This is a genomic window from Streptomyces lienomycini (assembly GCF_027947595.1).
GTDB lineage: Bacteria > Actinomycetota > Actinomycetes > Streptomycetales > Streptomycetaceae > Streptomyces > Streptomyces lienomycini.
In genome coordinates, this window is the sequence record NZ_CP116257.1 from 6,011,143 (window position 1) to 6,028,204 (window position 17,062).

Here is a 17,062-nt window from a genome sequence, read left to right on the forward strand (position 1 = left end):
TCCGGGGGCCGCGGTGGATCACACCCGGGTGACCGAGGAGACCGGCATCATGCCGACCGGGTCGTAGCGCACCGGCGCACCGGGGTAGGGCGCGTGGATCACCCGGCCGTTCCCGGCGTACATGCCGATGTGGCTGGCGTCGTCCCGGTAGGCGACCAGGTCGCCGGGTCGCGCCTCGGCCAGGGACACCCGCCGGCCGGCGCCGGACTGGGCCTGCGAGGTGCGCGGGAGGCCGACCCCGGCCTGAGCGTACGCCCACTGGGTCAGGCCCGAGCAGTCGAAGCCGGAGGGGCCGTTGGCGCCCCAGACGTACGGCTTGCCGAGCGCGGAGCGGGCGGCGGCGAAGGCGTCCGCGGCCCGGCCGGAGGCGGGAGCGGCGGCACCGGTGAGGGCGGTCAGGTCGTCGCGGCCGGAGCGGGACCCCCGGTCGTGGCCGGACCGTCCGTCGTCCGGCAGGGCGGCGAGCAGCTCGCGGGCCTTGGCGAGCTTGCGCTCCACGGTCTTCTTGTGGGCGGCGACGGCCTCGCGGCCCTTCTCCAGCTCGGTGAGCTTGCGGGCGGCCTCGGCGCGGTCCTGGGCGAGGTCGCGCATCGCCTGCTGGAGTTCCTTCAGTTCGCCCGCCTGACGGGCGGTGATCCGGTCGAGCGCGGACGCCCGGTCGAGGTAGTCGTCCGGGTCGGCGGAGAGCAGCAGCGCCAGCGTGGGGTCGATGCCGCCGGAGCGGTACTGGGCGCCGGCCAGCGAACCGAGCGCGTCCCGCATGGTGTTGACGCGCTGCTGCTGCCGGGCGATGGAGTCCTGGGCGTTCGTGACCTCCTCGCGCAGGGCGTCGGTGCGCGCGTCGGCCTTGTTGTAGGCCTCGGTCGCCCGCTCCGCCTCGGTGTGCAGCCGGTCCACCTCCGCCCGCCGGTCGTCGTGCGGGGCGGCCGTGGCCGGCACGGCGCCCAGGAGTGCGGCGGCGACGGAGAGCAGTCCGACGGCGGCGGCGGAGCCGCGGTCGAACCCGGATGGTGCAAGGCGGCGATGGGACCCCACGGGAAGCCGCACTCCTTCCGCTGGCGGACGGGGAAACGCGGCAGACAGTAACCCCGCCGCGGGGCACCATCCAACGACCGACGGGGCCGTCCAGCACGGCGCCCCGCCGCTGACGCAGGTCACCGGCGGGGCGAGGGGTCACAGGACCCCGACGTGATTCGCCCGAACGGGCGGCACGGCGGGGTCGACTTCGGGCACGGTCAGACGCGTACGCCGAACATGAACGGGCCGCCGATGGTGCTCATCGACTCGTAGCGGACGTTCGTGCCGGTGCGCGGCGCGTGCAGGACCTGGCCGTTGCCGGCGTAGAGGCCGACGTGGTGCAGGTCGTTGAAGAAGAAAACCAGGTCGCCGACCTGGAGCTGGCTCATCGAGGAGATGCGGGTGCCGGCGCCGGTCTGGGCCTGGGAGGTGCGCGGGATGGAGACACCGGCCTGGGCGTAGGCCCACTGGGTCAGGCCCGAGCAGTCGAAGCGGGACGGGCCCGTGGCACCGTAGGAGTAGGGCGTGCCTATCTTGCCCTGCGCGGCGGCGAAGGCGGCGCCGGCCCGGCCGGAGGCGGGGGTGCCGGTGCCGCCGGAGAGCTGCTGGCGCTCGTTGCCGCGGGTGGCGCGCTGGGCATCCTCGGCCGCGAGGTCGGCCTTCTCCTGCGCGGTGAGGGTGTTGAGCAGCTTCTGCGCGGAGGAGAGCTTGCCCTGGACTTCCTTCTTCTTCTCGCCCAGTTCGGCGCGGGTGGCGGAGAGGTCCTTGAGCTTCCCGGACGCCTCCTGGCGCTGCTGGGCCAGGTCGCGCTGCTTGACCTGGATCTTCTTCAGCGCCTCGACCTGCTGACCGCTCAGCTGGTCGAGGGTGGAGGCCTTGTCCAGGTAGTCGTCCGGGTCGGCGGACAGGAAGAGCTGGAGGGAGGGATCGATGCCACCGGAGCGGTACTGGGCGCTCGCCATCGAACCGAGGCCGTCGCGCAGCTCGTTGAGCTCCTCCTGGCCGCGGGCGACGTTGTCCTGGATGGTGGAGACCTCCTTCTCGAGCTTCTCCTGCTTCTCCTTGGCGCCGTTGTACTTCTCGGTGGCCTGCTCGGCCTCGTCGTAGAGCTTGTCGACCTTGGCCTTGACCTCGTCCTTGCTCGGCTTCTCGCTCGGCGCGGCGTTGGCGGCCTGGGAGCTGAGAGCGACGGCGGCGGCGGCAGCGGAGGTCAGCACGGTGACGCGCAGGCGGCTCGGCTGCTTGGGACGACGGTGGGACGCCACGGAGACGAGCTCCTTCTTGAGAGGGATCACCCGTTCGAGGGTTCGAAGGGTGACCATAGTGACCCACTCGTGATCATTCAAATCCCCCGCCGAAAAAATCACGGTTGCACGCTGCGTTCTTTGCCACAACTCACCTGCAGTGACCTCCGCCTGACACTACGTTGCGCAACGACTCCGTCAATTCGGGTATACGGCACCTACGTTGCGGTTGGTGCGGAAGTGAAGGAGGGGCTAGGAAAGCCGCTTGAGGAGCACTACGGACGCCACCGGGCGGGCGCCGGCGCGGGCCACGCCGTCGGCCACCTCGCGGTCGGTGGAGACGACGATGACGGGTCGGCCCGGCGGCTCGGCCCGCACCAGTTGACGGATCAGCTCGTCGGCGGTGACACCGGGCTTGGAGAACAGCACCCGCACCCCGCGCGGCGGTGCGAGCAGTACGGGTGCCACCAGTTCGGCGCCGTCGAAGACGCAGGTCATCTCGGCGCCGGTCTGCGCGGCGAGCTGGGAGAGCTGGCCGAGCAGCCGCAACCGCTGCTTCTCCAGCGGCATCTGCGGATAGCCGGTCTTGGTGACGTTGTAGCCGTCGACGACCAGGTGCGCCTGGGGCAGCGCCAGCAACTGGTCGAGGATCGCCGGGTCGTTCTCGGACAGGGCCCGGTTGGCGATGTCCTTGGGCGTCATCCGGCCGGGTTCGACCGCGTCCACGGTCTCGGCGGGCCGCACGGACACCGGGGGCAGCGCCAGTTCGCGGCGCAGCCCCTGGGTGGCGTCGAGGAGGGTGTCCAGGAGCAGCCGTACGCGCATGTCCTCGACGCTGCGCCCCTCGCGGGCCGCCTTGCGGGTGGCCTCCAGGGCGGCCTCCGCCTCCCCGAGGCGGGTCTTGAGCCGCCGGGTCTCGCTCTCGGCGGCGGACACCTGGGTGTGGCCCTCGGTGCGGACGGCGTCCATCTCGGCCTGGACCTTGCGCAGCGCCGCCTCGCCGCGCTTGACGTCGCTGAGGGCGGAGCGCAGTTTGCGGTGCAGGGACTCGGTCTCCCGCTTCGCCGAGTCCAGCTCGGCGCGCAGCCGCTCGGTCTCGGTCCTGGTGTGCTCCCGGGCCCGGGCCAGCTCCTCGTGCAGCCGCTCCAGCTCCGCGCGGCTCTCCTCGTCGGCGCGCTCGGCGTCCGCGCGCTGCGCCTCCTCGCCGGCGGCGGTCACCAGCTTCACCCAGCCGTGCGGGCGCAGCACATAGGCGGCGGCGGCCACGTCGAGCGGGTCGGCGGCGGGGGGCGGGGAGCCTGAGTCCAGGGCGCCGGCCAGTTCCGGCTGGGCGTCCCGGAACTTCTCGCCGATGCGCTGCCGGAAGAGCGGGTCGCTCTCCACGGCGGCGGCCATGGCGTTGCCGGCGAACTTGGCGCGGCGGTTCGGGGCGAACCTGGCGTACTGCCTGAGCTGCGCTGGCAGCTCGCCGAGGGTGAGTGAGCCGAAGCCGTCGGACACGATCTGCACGACCCGGCGGCGCACGCCGTCGGGCAGCGGGCGGTCGAGCACCTCAGCGGCGCCGTCGTCCGGCCCCCCGCCGTGCGTCTCCACCATCCGTCACCCCAATGTCTCCGAGCGATCCCGGGCCGGAATCGCCTTGTGCGGGGCCGCTCCGCTCAGGAGGCGGCACCCGGCCTGTCCACGAGTTCCACCTGGTCCACGGCGTTGCACCAGCGGCACCGCACCGACTCGATGGTCTCACTGAGCACCTCGCGCTCCTCCACCTCCGGCTCACCGGCCAGGTCGAGGTGCACGTACTCGACGACCTTCGAGGCCCGGGTCACGTCGAAGCGGGTGAGGTTGCCGCAGAGGGTGCAGCGCCACCGCGTCGTGTCGGTCGGCAGGGGAACCGTCATCGTGGCTGTTCGCTCTCTTCCGGTGTCGGTGACGCGCCGGGCTCCCCCGGTGCGTGTGGCTCGTAACCCTACGGCCTGGCGGGTACCCGACGCCCGCGTGTCCACGGCGGCGAGGCACTATGGGGGCTCGCGCCCGTTACGTCATGCTCTGTGTCCATGATCAGCGACTGGAGCAGGGCGGCCCGCAGAGCACGGGAAACGGTCGGAAGGCCCGGCAGGGGCCGCGCCGCGCGCGGCCGGGGGGCGCCGGTGACGTACGCGCTGATCACGCTCTGCTGCCTGTTGTTCCTGATCAGCCCGGCGGCGGGCCTCAATCCGGGGTACGGCACCGGGGAGGAGCTGCTCGCCGCGCAGCGCGCCTACTTCCGGCGCTGGGGCGTGATCCCCGCAGAACTGTTCGAGGACTCCCCCGGTTCCGCCCTGACCCCGGCCACGGCGCTGTTCGTCCACGGCAGCTGGGTGCACCTGCTGGGCAACATGCTCTTCCTCTACGTCTTCGGCGCGATGACCGAGGAGCGGATGGGCCGGCTCCAGTTCGCCCTGTTCTACCTGGGCTGCGGCTACCTGGCGCTGCTCGGCTACGCGGGCGCCAACGCGCACTCCCAGCAGTCCCTGGTCGGCGCCTCGGGCGCGATCTCCGCGGTCCTCGGCGCGTTCCTGTTCCTCTTCCCGCGGGCCCGGGTGACCAGCCTCCTGCCGTTCCTCTTCTTCGTGCCGCTGCGCTTCCCGGCGTGGGTCGTGCTGCCGTTCTGGGTGACCCTGCAGTGGATGGCGGCGGGGCGGGCCGGCGACGGTCCCGGGGTGGCGTACCTCGCCCACCTGGTGGGCTTCGCGCTGGGCTTCGCCTTCGCCTGGGTGCGGTTCGGGCGTACGACTAGAGTTGGTGGCGTTCCAGTGGCGGCGCCCGAGGGAGAGAACCAGCCGTGATCAGCGCGATCGTCCTCATCAAGACCAGCGTGGACCGCATTCCCGAGATCGCGGAGCAGATCGCCGCGCTGGAGAACGTCAGCGAGGTCTTCTCCGTCACCGGCACCTACGACCTGATCGCCATGGTGCGGGTGAACGAGCACGAGGACCTGGCCGAGGTCATCCCCGGCCGGATCAGCAAGATCCCGGGCGTCGAGGGCACGGACACCCACGTCGCGTTCCGCACGTACTCCCAGCACGACCTGGAGGCGGCCTTCGCGATCGGCCTGGACAACTGAGACGCCGGCGCGTGCGGCACGAGGGACTGCGCGACCAGCCACCACGGCGCCGCGGACGACCGACGGGCCAGGGCACCGGATGAAGAGTTCTTCATCCGGTACTCATCCGGCCCGCCGGACACCTCGCGCAGAATCCACGGCATGGTCTTCTCCCGCCGGATGGCGGCCCTCGCGGCCGTCGTCCTGATCCCGCTCGGCATCGCCGCGACCAGTTTCGCCCTGACCGACAGCCCGCAGGAGCCCAGGGTCCCGGCCAGGGTGGAGCTGGAGAGCGGCTCCCCCACTCCGCGACCGGCCCCCTCCTCGCCCGAGCCGACGCCCAGCGACCAGGTGGTGACGCGGCCGCCGGTCACCGACGGCCCTTCGGATGACGACGATGACGACGACCGGGGCGGGGACGCCGACGACGGCCCCGGCGAAGGGTGAGCGCGAGCGCCGCCGGGTCTCGGCCCGGGTCCGGATCCTGCTGTGGCTGCTCCTCGTGATGGCGGTCGCGCTGGCCTCGGTGGCGGCGACCACCCGCTCGATCCTGCTGCGCGACACCGACCAGCGGATCAACGGCCTGCTCGCGCAGGAGGCGGGCGAGTTCGCCAACTTCGAGGAGCAGGGCTTCGATCCGGAGACGGGCCGCCCGTTCACGGACCCGGGCCGGCTGCTGCGGGTGTTCCTGGAGCGGCAGTACGCCGACCTGGACGAGGAACTCGTCGGCCTGGTCGGCGAGGTGGGCAGCAGACCCACGCAGATCATCCAGCAGCGCGAGATCCCGGTCGGCCGGCCCCTGCACGAGGACGCCGGCGCCCGACGCCGCATCCACGCCTCCCCGGACTCCACCGGCACCCTGCGCCGGCCCGAGGGCGAGATCCGCTGGGCCAAGGTCACCGTGGCCCGCTACGGCGGGGAACCGGCGGCCGCCTTCGTGGTCGCCTTCCACCCGGGCCGCGAACAGGCCCGCGCGGACGAGGTGTTCCGCGTGCTGCTCGCCATCTCCGGCGTCGCCCTGCTGATGACCACCGGCATCGCCTGGGTGGTCGCGGGGCGGATCCTCAAACCCGTACGGCTGGTGCGCACGACCGCCGCCCAGCTCACCGAGCAGGACCTGACCCGGCGCATCCCGGTGCACGGCCACGACGACGTGGCGGCGCTCGCCGGGACGTTCAACGCCATGCTGGACCGGCTGGAGCGGGCCTTCGCCACCCAGCGCCGCTTCGTCGACGACGCGGGCCACGAGCTGCGCACCCCGATCACCATCGTGCGCGGCCACCTGGAGCTGATGGGCGACGATCCGGCGGAGCGCGAGGAGACCGTCCGCCTCGTCACCGACGAACTGGACCGGATGAGCCGCATAGTCGAGGACCTGCTGCTGCTCGCCAGGGCGGAACGCCCCGACTTCGTCACGCCCGAGCCGGTGCAGCTGGCCGAACTCACCGCCGACGTCTACGTCAAGGCCCGCACCCTCGGCGAGCGGGAGTGGGTGCTGGACGGGGTCGCCGACCGGGAGGTCCACCTCGACCCCCAGCGGATCACGCAGGCCATGGTGCAGCTCGCGCAGAACGCCGTGCAGCACACCACCGCGGGCCAGCGGGTCCGCATCGGCTCCCGCGCCGACGGCCCGCGCGTCGAGCTGTACGTCGCCGACTCCGGGCCCGGCGTCCAGCCGCAGGACGCCGAGGTGGTCTTCGAGCGGTTCCGGCGCGGCACGGCCCGGCGCGGGGTGCGCGGCACGGGCGCCGGGCTCGGCCTGTCCATCGTCAGGGCGATCGCGGAGGGCCACGGCGGCCGGGTCGACCTGCGCGCCACCGAGGGCGGCGGCGCCACCTTCGTACTCACCCTGGACCGAACCCGACGCGGCACGGAAGAGGCTCCCGCATGAACCGCATCCTCATCGTCGAGGACGAGGAGCGCATCGCCTCCTTCGTCGAGAAGGGCCTGCGCGCCAACGGCTTCACCACCACCGCGGTGGCCGACGGCGACTTGGCCCACGAGTACGCCCTCACCGGCCGCTTCGACCTGGTCGTCCTGGACATCGGGCTGCCCGGCCGGGACGGCTTCACGGTCCTGCGCGAGCTGCGCGAGTCCCGGGTGACGACCCCGGTGATCGTGCTGACGGCGCGGGACTCGGTACGGGACACCGTGGCCGGGCTGGAGGGCGGCGCCGACGACTGGATGACCAAACCGTTCCGCTTCGAGGAACTGCTCGCCCGGGTCCGGCTGCGGCTGCGCACGGCGGCCCGGGCGCCGGAGGTGACCGTGCTGCGGTCGGGGTCGCTCAGCCTCGACCTGCGCACCCGCCGGGCCCGCGCCGAGGGCCGCACCGTGGACCTGACGGCCCGTGAGTTCGTGCTCCTGGAGCTGTTCCTGCGCCACCCGGGGCAGGTGCTGTCCCGCGAGCAGATCCTGTCGCACGTGTGGGGCTACGACTTCGACCCGGGCTCCAACATCGTGGACGTGTACGTGCGGGCGCTGCGCAAGAAGCTCGGGCCGCAGCGGGTGGAGACCGTGCGCGGGATGGGGTACCGGCTGCCGACCTGGTGACTCCTCCTTCACCGGGTGAGATTTCCTTCATGTGACGCTCATGGGGGGCTCACCGCCCCCGTGGACGCTCGACGACGTGACGTTGAACCTCCGCCTCGCGGCGGCCCTGTGCGTGGCGCTGTCCCTGTGCGCGCTGCTGGCGTTCCCCGCGGGCTTCCCGGCGCCGGGCGGCGACGCGCGCCTGACGCTCGCCGTGTTCGCGCTGGCCACCTGCGCCTGGATCGGTACGCCGATCGACGACACGTACATCGCGCTGGGCGCCGGACTCGCGCTGACCGCGACCGGGGTGATCAGCAGCGACACCCTCTTCGGCACCCTCGGGGACGCCACGGTGTGGCTGCTGATCTGCGCGTTCGTACTGGCGGCGGCGGTGGCGCGGACCGGGCTCGCGGGGCGGGCGGCGGTGTTCCTGGTGGGCGGGGCCCGCACGGTGCGGCAGCTGGTCCACCTGACGACGGCCGCGCTGGTGGTCACGGCGTTCGCGGTGCCGGCCACCTCGGGCCGGGCGGCGCTCGCGCTGCCGGTGTTCCTCGCCCTCGCCCACGCGCTCGCCGCCCGCAAGCGGCTGGTCGTGATGCTCGCGCTGCTGTTTCCGACCGTGATCCTGCTGTCGGCGGTGGCGACCCTGATCGGCGCGGGTGCGCATCTGATCACCGTGTCGGTGCTGTGGGAGGCGACCGGGGAGCGGATCGGTTTCACGCGGTGGCTGCTGCTCGGGCTGCCGCTGGCGGTCGCCTCCTCGCACCTCGCGGCGGAGGCGGTCCTGCTGACGACCACGCGGCGCGCGGACCGCGCGGGCCCGGTCCGCATCACCGCCGAGGAGATACAGCGGCACAGCGAACGCCCGGTCACCGGCCCGTGGGCGCAGGCGGAGAAGCGCTGTGCGCTGCTGCTCGCCACGGTGGTGGCCCTGTGGTGCAGCGAGCCCCTGCACCACGTCTCCCCCGCGGTGGTGGCGCTGATCGGCGCGGTCGTCGCCTCCTCTCCCGCGCTGGGCACCGTACGGCTCAAGGACGCGTTGAAGACCGTCCCGTGGTCGCTGCTGCTGTTCATGGCGGCCACGATGGCGATGGGCGTCGCGCTCGCCGACTCGGGCGCGGCGCGGTGGCTGGTGTCGGGTCTGCCCGCCGACGTCACCCCGGCCGTCTTCCTCGCCGCGGTGGTCGCGGTGAGCACGGCGGCCCACCTGGTCCTGCAGTCCCGCTCGGCCCGCTCCTCCGTCCTGGTGCCGCTGGTGATCGCCGCGGCCGCGGGCGCCGGGGTCAACCCGGTCGCCGCCGCGCTCGCCTCCACGGCGGCGGCCGGGTTCTGCCACACGCTCCCGGCCTCCGCCAAGCCGGTGACGCTCTTCTCCGACGTCCCCGGCGTCCCCACCTACACCCCGCGCGACCTGCTGCGGCTGTCGGCCGTCCTGGCCCCGCTGACCGCCGCGCTCGTGCTGTTCTTCGCCGCCGCCGTCTGGCCGCTGCTCGGCGTACCCGTGACCCGCTGAAGGAGCCCCCCATGTCCTGTGTGCTGAACCGAGTCGTCGTGGCTCCCAGCGGTTTCAAGGAGTCCCTGTCCGCCCAGGCCGCCGCCGACGCCATCGCCGCGGGCGTCCGCCGGGTCCTGCCCGACGCCGAGATCGACCGGATCCCGCTGGTCGACGGCGGTGAGGGCACGGCCGTCGCGCTGGCGTCCGCGACCGGCGGGCGGCTGGTGGCACTGGCCGCCACCGGTCCGGTGGGCGAGCCCGTCGGCACCCACTTCGCGCTGCTCGGCGCCCGGCAGGACACGGCGGTGGTGGAGATGGCGGCCGTGGCGGGCCTCTCCCTGGTCCCCCGCGCCCTGCGCGACCCCGGCGCCACGACCACGTACGGCGTCGGCGAGCTGATCCGTGCCGCGCTCGACACCGGGGTGCGGCGCGTGCTGGTCGGCTGCGGCGACTCGGGCACCTCCGACGGGGGCGCGGGCGCGCTGCGGGCGCTCGGGGCCCGGCTGCTGGACGCGGACGGCTTCGAACTCCCGCCCGGCGGCCGGGAACTGGTCCGCCTCGCCCGCGTCGACCCGTCCGGCCTGGACGGGCGGCTGGCGGACACCGAACTGCTCGTCGCCTGCAACCCGTACAACGTGCTGTGCGGCGAGCGGGGCGTGGCCCGGGTGTTCGGCCCGCAGAAGGGGGCGACACCCGCGCAGGTCGAGGAGTTGTCGGCCGGGCTGGAGAACTGGGCGCGCGTCCTCACCCGCGACCTCGGTGTCGTCGGCACCGAGCTGCGTGACGCCCCGGGCACCGGTGCCTCCGGCGGTCTCGGCGCCGGTCTCGCCGCCGTCGGGGCCCGGCTGCTGCCCCGCTTCGACGTGCTCCTGGACCACCTCGGTCTGGACGCCCGCCTCGCCCGCGCCGACCTGGTGCTGACCGCCGAGGGCGCCCTGGACCGCCAGACGCCGCGCGGCAAGGTCCCGGCCGAGGTGGCCCGCCGCGCCAAACTGCACGGCCGGCCCGTCCTCGCCCTGGCCGGCACGCTCGGCGAGGGCGCGCACGACGTGCCGGGCGTGGACGCCTGCCACGGGATCATGCCGGCGCCCATGGCCCTGGCCGACGCGCTGGCGCGCGCCGCCGAGCTGCTCACGGACGCCACGGAACGGGCGCTGCGGATGGTGCTGCTGGGGTCGCGGCTGCCGGGCCGGGCCGCCGCTCAGGCCGCGTCGGAGGCGGAGGCGAGGGCGGCGGTGTCGGCGGAGGTCGTGTCGGGCACGCAGCGCCCGTCCTCGGTGCGGTAGTTCCAGCGGGCGCCGTCGCTCACCAGCTCCCTGACGGCGCCCACGAACCGCTCGACGTGCTCGTCCGGGGTGCCCGCGCCGAAGCTCACGCGGACGGCGTTGAGGGACTTCTCCCCGGGTGCCGCCTCGGGGGCCCCGCACTCGCCCTGCGTCTGCGGGTCGCTGCCGAGCAGGGTGCGCAGCAGCGGGTGGGCGCAGAAGAGACCGTCGCGCACGCCGATGCCGTACTCGGCGGAGAGGGCGGCGGCGAAGTGGGAGCTGTTCCAGCCCTCGACGACGAAGGAGAGCACCCCGACGCGGGGCGCGTCGTCGCCGAACAGGGACAGGACGCGCACCTCGGGCACCTCGGCGAGGCCCTCGCGGACCTTGCCGATCAGGTACTCCTCGCGGGCGACCAGCGTGTCGAACCCGGCCTCGGTGAGCGCCTTGCAGGCGGAGGCGATCGCGTAGGCGCCGATGACGTTGGGCGACCCCGCCTCGTGCCGGGCGGCGTTCTCGTGCCAGCGCACGTCCACGCTGCCGTCCGCGCGCCGGGTGACGCTGCGGCTGGCGCCGCCGCCGGCGAGGTACGGCTCGGCCTCGCGCAGCCAGTCGGCCCGCCCGGCCAGCACGCCGGAGCCGAACGGGGCGTACAGCTTGTGTCCGGAGAAGGCGACCCAGTCCACGTCCAGGTCGGCCACGGAGACGGGGTGGTGCGGGGCGAGCTGGGCGGCGTCCAGCACGATCCGGGCACCGTGCGCGTGGGCGGCGGCGGCCAGTTCACGCACCGGCCACAGCTCGCCGGTGACGTTGGAGGCGCCGGTGACGCAGACCAGGGCGGGCCCGTACGGCTCGCGGGCGGCGAGGGCGCGCTCCAGGGTCTCGACGGCCTCGGCGGGCGTGCGCGGGGCGTCCAGGCAGGTCACGTCCGCGTCCCGCCAGGGCAGCAGCGAGGCGTGGTGCTCGGTCTCGAAGACGAAGACCCGGCATCCGGCGGGCAGGGCGCCTGCGAGCAGGTTGAGGGAGTCGGTGGTGGAGCGGGTGAAGACGACCTGGTCGTCGTCGCGGCAGCCGAGGAAGCCGGCGACGGTCCCGCGGGCGTTCTCGAACAGGTCGGTGGACAGCTGCGAGAGGTACCCGGCACCCCGGTGGACGCTGCCGTAGTACGGGGCGTAGGCGGCGACGTCGTCCCAGACCCGCTGGAGCGCGGGCGCGCTGGCGGCGTAGTCGAGCGCGGCGTAGGCGACCTCGCCGCCGGTGACGAGCGGGACGGTGACGTCGCGGCCGAGAACGGGCAGCGGGGTGGCGACAGCGGTGGGTACGGACATGGCGGACTCCCGTGAGGACCAGCGCGCGGCAGGGCGCTGTGAAGTGAAGAGAAGAAGGCTGCGTGCGGAGGCGGGGCTCTGCGGCCCTATCGCATTCGCTGGTTCACGGGAGACTCCCTCGGACGACCCAGGACCCCTGGACCCACACTCTTCGAAAGCGTGCGAGGGGTCCGCGCTTGCCGCGGACCTTGCTGTCCACGACCTGGTCTTCACCCGGGGCACCCCGCCACGGACGGAGGGTTGCCGGACAGTCGGCCGGGGCCTCATGACTGTCACTCATGACCTGTCGGAAAATCTAGGGCAAGTGATCGGCGTCCCGCAACCCGGGTCCGGATCGCGGGACGCACGTCACAGCGGAGCGCTCCTACGCGTGGCTGGCGGCCACCCAGCGGTCCAGGGCGCGCTTGGCGGCGCCCGAGTCGATCGCCTCGGCCGCCCGGTCCATGCCGGTCCGCAGCCGCTCGGCCAGGGTCCCCCCGCCGGGGTTCAGGGCCTCCAGGGCGGCCGCCGAGTTCAGCAGTACCGCGTCCCGTACCGGGCCCTGCTCGCCGGCCAGCAGACGGCGGGCCACGTCGGCGTTGTAGGACGCGTCGGCGCCGCGCAGGGCCTCCACCGGCACCAGGTCGATGCCGACGTCGCGGGGGTCGAAGACCTCCTCGGTCACCGCGCCGTCGCGCACGACCCAGACCCGGGACGTGGCGGTCGTGGTCAGTTCGTCGAGGCCGTCGTCACCGCGGAAGACCAGGGACGAGTGGCCGCGCTCGGCGAAGACACCGGCGATGATCGGGGCCATCCGGGCGTGGGCCACCCCGATCGCCTGGGCCTTCACCCGGGCGGGGTTGGTCAGCGGGCCCAGGAAGTTGAACACCGTGCGGATGCCGAGCTGGCCGCGGGCGGCCGCCACGTGGCGCAGCGCCGGGTGGAACTTCACGGCGAAGCAGAAGGTGATGCCCGCCTCCTCGGCGACCTCCGCCACCCGCCTCGGCGTCAGCTCCAGGTTGACCCCGAGCTTCTCCAGGACGTCGGAGGCGCCGGAGGCCGAGGAGGCGGCCCGGTTGCCGTGCTTGACGACCTTCGCCCCGGTGCCGGCCACGACGATCGCCGACATGGTGGAGATGTTGACCGTCTTGGCGCCGTCGCCGCCGGTGCCGACGATGTCGACGGTCTCCCCCGGCACCTCGATCACGTTGGCGTGGGAGTACATCGTCCGGACCAGACCGGAGAGTTCCTCGACGGTCTCCCCCTTGAACCTCAGGCCCACCGCGAACCCGGCGATCTGCGCGTCGGTCGCCTCGCCGCGCATGATGACGTCCAGCGCCCACGCGGTGTCGTCCGCGGACAGGTCCCGGCCGTCCAGCAGCTTGTTCAGCACGGTGGGCCAGGAGCGGCCCGCCGCGATGTCGCCTCCAGCGGGGGTCACAGCGCTCATGAGCCGCTCCTGTGTGTGTGAAGCACGGAAAGGTGTGCGGTCCCCACCCTATCCAGCCCCGGACAGGGCGAAGGGCCCCGTCCGAGGAACGGACGGGGCCCTTCGACCGTGGTGTGGCGACGCTGGAGGGTCAGTGGTGGCCGTGGCCGCTCGTGATCTCCTTGTACTCCTCGACGGTCGGCTTCGGAATCTGCGACTCCTCGCCGTAGTACGCCTCGCTGAGCTTGGCGCGGAGCTTCTCCGTGCTCTTCGGCTTGCGCTCGACACCGTTCTCGTCGACCGTGGGGCCGATCTCGGCCGGCGTGTACTGCTCGTGCGCCGTGAGCGTGTGCAGCTGCTCCTGGCTGAGCGGCTCGTGCACCTCGATGAACTCACCGTGCGGCAGGCGCTTGATGATGCCCGACTCGCGGCCGTGCAGCACCTTCTCCTTGTCCCGGCGCTGGAGGCCGAGGCAGATCCGCTTGGTGGCGATGAACGCCAGGACCGGGCCGACGAAGAACGCGATGCGGACGAACCAGGTGATCGCGTTGATCGACAGGTGGAAGTGCGTGGCCCACAGGTCGTTGCCGCCGCCGATCAGCAGCACGAAGTAGACGGTCAGCCAGGCGACACCGAAGGCCGTACGCGTCGGGGCGTTGCGCGGGCGGTCCAGGATGTGGTGCTCGCGCTTGTCCCCGGTGACCCAGGACTCGACGAACGGGTAGACCGCGATCGCCACCAGCACCAGCGGGAAGATCATCAGCGGGATCAGTACGCCCAGGACCAGGGTGTGGCCCCAGAGGTTGATCTCCCAGCCAGGCATCACCCGGATCAGGCCCTCGGAGAAGCCCATGTACCAGTCGGGCTGGGCGCCGGTGGAGACCTGGTCCGGCCGGTAGGGGCCGATGGCCCAGATCGGGTTGATCGTGGCGATGGCCGACACGGCGGCGATCACACCGAAGACCAGGAAGAAGAAGCCTCCGGCCTTCGCCATGTACACCGGCAGCAGCGGCATGCCGACGACGTTCTTGTTGGTCTTGCCGGGGCCCGCGAACTGCGTGTGCTTGTGGTAGAAGACCAGGATCAGGTGGCCGACCACCAGGCCGAGCATGATGCCCGGCAGCAGCAGGATGTGGACCGAGTAGAACCGCGCCACGAAGTCGTGGCCGGGGAACTCGCCGCCGAAGAGGAAGAACGAGATGTACGTGCCGACGATCGGCACGGACAGGATCGCGCCCTCCATGAAGCGGATGCCGGTGCCCGAGAGCAGGTCGTCCGGGAGCGAGTAACCGGTGAAGCCGGTGAACATGCCGAGGACGAGCAGCAGGAAGCCGAACAGCCAGTTGATCTCACGCGGCTTGCGGAACGCGCCGGTGAAGAACACGCGCATCATGTGCACGAACATGCCGGCCAGGAAGATCAGCGCGGCCCAGTGGTGGATCTGCCGGATGAGCAGACCGCCGCGGACGTCGAAGCTGATGTCCAGAGTCGAGGCGTACGCCTCACTCATCATCTGGCCCTGCATGGGCACGTACGAGCCGTGGTAGGTGACCTCGGCCATCGACGGGTGGAAGAACAGCGTCAGGTACACACCCGTGAGGATGATGATGATGAAGCTGTAGAGGCAGACCTCACCCAGCATGAACGACCAGTGGTCGGGGAAGATCTTGCGCATGTTGGCCTTGGCCAGGGAGTAGATCCCCAGCCGGCCGTCGGCCCAGTCGGCGACGCGCTCGCCGGCCGGTGCCTTCCCGCGTGAGCGGGGCGCTTCGTTGGCTGCAGTACTCATCCGCGCTCCCAGAATGCAGGACCGACGGGCTCATCGAAGTCGCCGAGCGCTTCGAGGTAACCCTCGTCGTTCACACCGATGCGCAGCTGCGGCAGGGCGTGACCGGCGGGACCGAAGATGACCCGGGCTCCGTCGGCAAGGTCGAAGGTGGACTGGTGGCAGGGGCAGAGCGCGTGGTGCGTCTGCTGCTCGTACAGGGAGATCGGGCAACCGACGTGGGTGCAGATCTTCGAGTACGCCACGATGCCCTCGTGCGACCACTCGAGCTCGCGCTTGTCCTTGATGGAGTCCGGCTCGAGCCGGATGATCATCAGGGCCGCCTTGGCGATCTCGTTCTGGAAGTCCTCGTCGTGCTCCTCCAGGCCCTCGGGCATGGCGAAGGTGAGCGAGCCCACCGCGACGTCGGAAGGACGCAGCGGCTCGTTGGTGTTCATGTTGACGAGGAGCTTGCCCTTGGACCACAGGGTGTGGCGGAGCTTGGTCCCGGGCATCGGGCCGAGGTCCCGCAGCAGGACGACACCGGAGAGCGGCACCAGGGTGAGCGCGCCCAGCATCGTGTTGCGGATCAGCTTGCGGCGCCCGATGACGGACTCCTTGGCACCCTGCTTGAAGTCCGCGTGGACCTTGGCACGGGTCTCGGGAGACGCCTCGATCGGGTGGCGCTCGTCGGCGACCTCCTCGTCGGACATCAGGGTGCGGGCCCAGTGGACCGCGCCCGCGCCGATCGCGAACAGCGCGACGCCGAGCGTCATGCCGAGCGCGAAGTTCAGCGCACTGATGTGACCGAGCGGGAAGATGTAGACCGACTTGTCGACGTCGATCGCCACGAACGAGGCGATGAAGCCGATGGTGGCCAGCATCGACAGCGTGAACAGCAGGGCGACCGTGCGCTCGGACCGCTTGGCGGCCTGCTCGTCGACGTCCTGGATCCGGTGCTCGTGGGGCGGCAGCCCCGGGTCGGCGAACGGGTGCTGCTCGTCCGCGGGCCGGGCAGCCGGGCCGCGCGGGTGGTCCTGCTCTGCCGGCAGGTTCTCTTCTGGAATGTCTTGGCTACTCATGACTTCCTGGCCTTTGCGGTCCGAGCGGCGACCCAGACGGCGACGGCGATCAGCACGCCCAGCCCGAACACCCAGGCGAACAGACCCTCACTGACGGGGCCGAGTCCACCGAGGCTGAGACCGCCGGGGCTCTCGGTCTCGTCGCCGTTGACCGCGTCCAGGTAGGCGATGATGTCCTTCTTGTTCTGCTCCGACAGCGTGGTGTCGGGGAACGAGGGCATGTTCTGCGGGCCGGTCTGCATGGCCTCGTAGATGTGCTTCGGGTCGACACCCTCGAGGCTCGGCGCGTACTTGCCGTGCGTCAGGGCGCCACCCTTGCCGGTGAAGTTGTGGCACTGCGCGCAGTTGGTGCGGAACAGCTCACCGCCCTTGGCGATGTCAGCGCCCTCGGGACCGTACTTCTCCTCCGAGGGGATGGCCGGACCGGCACCCAGCGAGGCGATGTAGGCCGCGAGCTGGTCGATCTCCGCCTGGGAGTAGATGACCTTCTTCTTGGGAACCTGCGCGCCGGGCTGCTGGGCCGGCATACGGCCGGTGCCGACCTGGAAGTCGACGGCGGCAGCGCCCACGCCGACCAGGCTCGGACCGTCGGTGGTGCCCTGACCTCCGGTGCCGTGGCAGCTGGCACAGCCGACGGCGTAGAGCTTCTTGCCCTCGTCGATGGCGAGGGACTGGGCGGTTTCATCGGCCTGCGCCTTGCTCGCGGGTGCGAACGCGGCGTACAGCCCCCCTGTGCATGCCAGCGCGAGGAGTAGGACGACGAGTGCCGCCAGCGGATGGCGTCGTCGTGCGGAGAGCTTTTTCACGGATTACCCCGGTGTCAGGATCTTCTGCGTCGATGCTG

The 17,062-nt window shown here is 72.1% G+C and carries 16 protein-coding genes and 1 riboswitch; of the genes, 7 read left to right on the top strand and 9 right to left on the bottom strand.

The annotated features are described in order from the left end of the window. Window positions 1-18: 18 nt before the first annotated feature. From BJ961_RS27420 to BJ961_RS27435, 4 genes are all read right to left on the bottom strand, one after another. Window positions 19-1,035 carry a C40 family peptidase gene (locus BJ961_RS27420; protein ID WP_271415464.1) on the bottom strand — a complete coding sequence of 339 codons (1,017 nt, stop codon included), beginning with the start codon at window positions 1,033-1,035 and terminating at the stop codon, window positions 19-21. Between the two features lie 200 nt (window positions 1,036-1,235). Further along, a complete protein-coding gene (locus BJ961_RS27425; RefSeq protein WP_271415465.1) occupies window positions 1,236-2,282 on the bottom strand; it encodes a C40 family peptidase in 1,047 nt (348 codons plus the stop codon). Between the two features lie 231 nt (window positions 2,283-2,513). After that, window positions 2,514-3,857: an NYN domain-containing protein gene (locus BJ961_RS27430; RefSeq protein WP_271415466.1), complete on the bottom strand. Its 1,344-nt coding sequence runs from the start codon at window positions 3,855-3,857 to the stop codon at window positions 2,514-2,516. Window positions 3,858-3,919: 62 nt separating this feature from the next. Continuing rightward, window positions 3,920-4,159, bottom strand: a complete 240-nt coding sequence (locus BJ961_RS27435) for a hypothetical protein (protein WP_271415467.1) — start codon at window positions 4,157-4,159, stop codon at window positions 3,920-3,922. Between the two features lie 156 nt (window positions 4,160-4,315). On the opposite strand from BJ961_RS27435, the gene BJ961_RS27440 reads away from it, so the two are divergent. The 7 genes from BJ961_RS27440 (at window position 4,316) to BJ961_RS27470 (ending at window position 10,656) form a co-directional block, all read left to right on the top strand. Then, on the top strand, window positions 4,316-5,086 hold the full coding sequence (locus BJ961_RS27440) for a rhomboid family intramembrane serine protease (RefSeq protein ID WP_271415468.1): 771 nt from the start codon (window positions 4,316-4,318) through the stop codon (window positions 5,084-5,086). Then, window positions 5,083-5,364, top strand: a complete 282-nt coding sequence (locus tag BJ961_RS27445; protein ID WP_055416531.1) for an Lrp/AsnC family transcriptional regulator — start codon at window positions 5,083-5,085, stop codon at window positions 5,362-5,364. Before BJ961_RS27440 ends, BJ961_RS27445 begins: the two co-directional genes overlap by 4 nt. A gap of 141 nt (window positions 5,365-5,505) precedes the next feature. Continuing rightward, a complete protein-coding gene (locus BJ961_RS27450; protein WP_271415469.1) occupies window positions 5,506-5,790 on the top strand; it encodes a small secreted hydrophilic protein in 285 nt (94 codons plus the stop codon). Next, on the top strand, window positions 5,741-7,234 hold the full coding sequence (locus BJ961_RS27455) for a sensor histidine kinase (protein WP_271415470.1): 1,494 nt from the start codon (window positions 5,741-5,743) through the stop codon (window positions 7,232-7,234). The genes BJ961_RS27450 and BJ961_RS27455 overlap by 50 nt, the downstream gene beginning before the upstream one ends. Next, complete coding sequence (locus tag BJ961_RS27460; RefSeq protein ID WP_271415471.1) at window positions 7,231-7,896, top strand: response regulator transcription factor; 666 nt, start codon at window positions 7,231-7,233, stop codon at window positions 7,894-7,896. Before BJ961_RS27455 ends, BJ961_RS27460 begins: the two co-directional genes overlap by 4 nt. A 76-nt stretch (window positions 7,897-7,972) precedes the next feature. Beyond that, window positions 7,973-9,388 (top strand): SLC13 family permease, encoded by a 1,416-nt coding sequence (locus tag BJ961_RS27465; RefSeq protein ID WP_271415472.1) that lies wholly within the window; start codon window positions 7,973-7,975, stop codon window positions 9,386-9,388. Window positions 9,389-9,408: 20 nt separating this feature from the next. Further along, a complete protein-coding gene (locus BJ961_RS27470) occupies window positions 9,409-10,656 on the top strand; it encodes a glycerate kinase (RefSeq protein ID WP_271417184.1) in 1,248 nt (415 codons plus the stop codon). Here BJ961_RS27470 and BJ961_RS27475 read toward each other — a convergent pair. From BJ961_RS27475 to qcrC, 5 genes are all read right to left on the bottom strand, one after another. Further along, window positions 10,572-11,963 carry an aminotransferase class V-fold PLP-dependent enzyme gene (locus tag BJ961_RS27475; RefSeq protein WP_271415473.1) on the bottom strand — a complete coding sequence of 464 codons (1,392 nt, stop codon included), beginning with the start codon at window positions 11,961-11,963 and terminating at the stop codon, window positions 10,572-10,574. The two genes, BJ961_RS27470 and BJ961_RS27475, sit on opposite strands and share 85 nt — an antisense overlap. A 167-nt stretch (window positions 11,964-12,130) precedes the next feature. Beyond that, window positions 12,131-12,247: riboswitch (SAM riboswitch) on the bottom strand. An 80-nt stretch (window positions 12,248-12,327) separates the two neighbouring features. After that, complete coding sequence (gene trpD / locus BJ961_RS27480; protein WP_271415474.1) at window positions 12,328-13,392, bottom strand: anthranilate phosphoribosyltransferase; 1,065 nt, start codon at window positions 13,390-13,392, stop codon at window positions 12,328-12,330. A 130-nt stretch (window positions 13,393-13,522) separates the two neighbouring features. Continuing rightward, window positions 13,523-15,160, bottom strand: a complete 1,638-nt coding sequence (qcrB, locus tag BJ961_RS27485; RefSeq protein ID WP_271415475.1) for a cytochrome bc1 complex cytochrome b subunit — start codon at window positions 15,158-15,160, stop codon at window positions 13,523-13,525. After that, complete coding sequence (gene qcrA, locus BJ961_RS27490) at window positions 15,157-16,218, bottom strand: cytochrome bc1 complex Rieske iron-sulfur subunit (protein ID WP_271415476.1); 1,062 nt, start codon at window positions 16,216-16,218, stop codon at window positions 15,157-15,159. Before qcrA ends, qcrB begins: the two co-directional genes overlap by 4 nt. Next, a complete protein-coding gene (qcrC, locus tag BJ961_RS27495) occupies window positions 16,215-17,024 on the bottom strand; it encodes a cytochrome bc1 complex diheme cytochrome c subunit (protein WP_271415477.1) in 810 nt (269 codons plus the stop codon). The genes qcrA and qcrC overlap by 4 nt, the downstream gene beginning before the upstream one ends. Window positions 17,025-17,062: the final 38 nt, after the last annotated feature.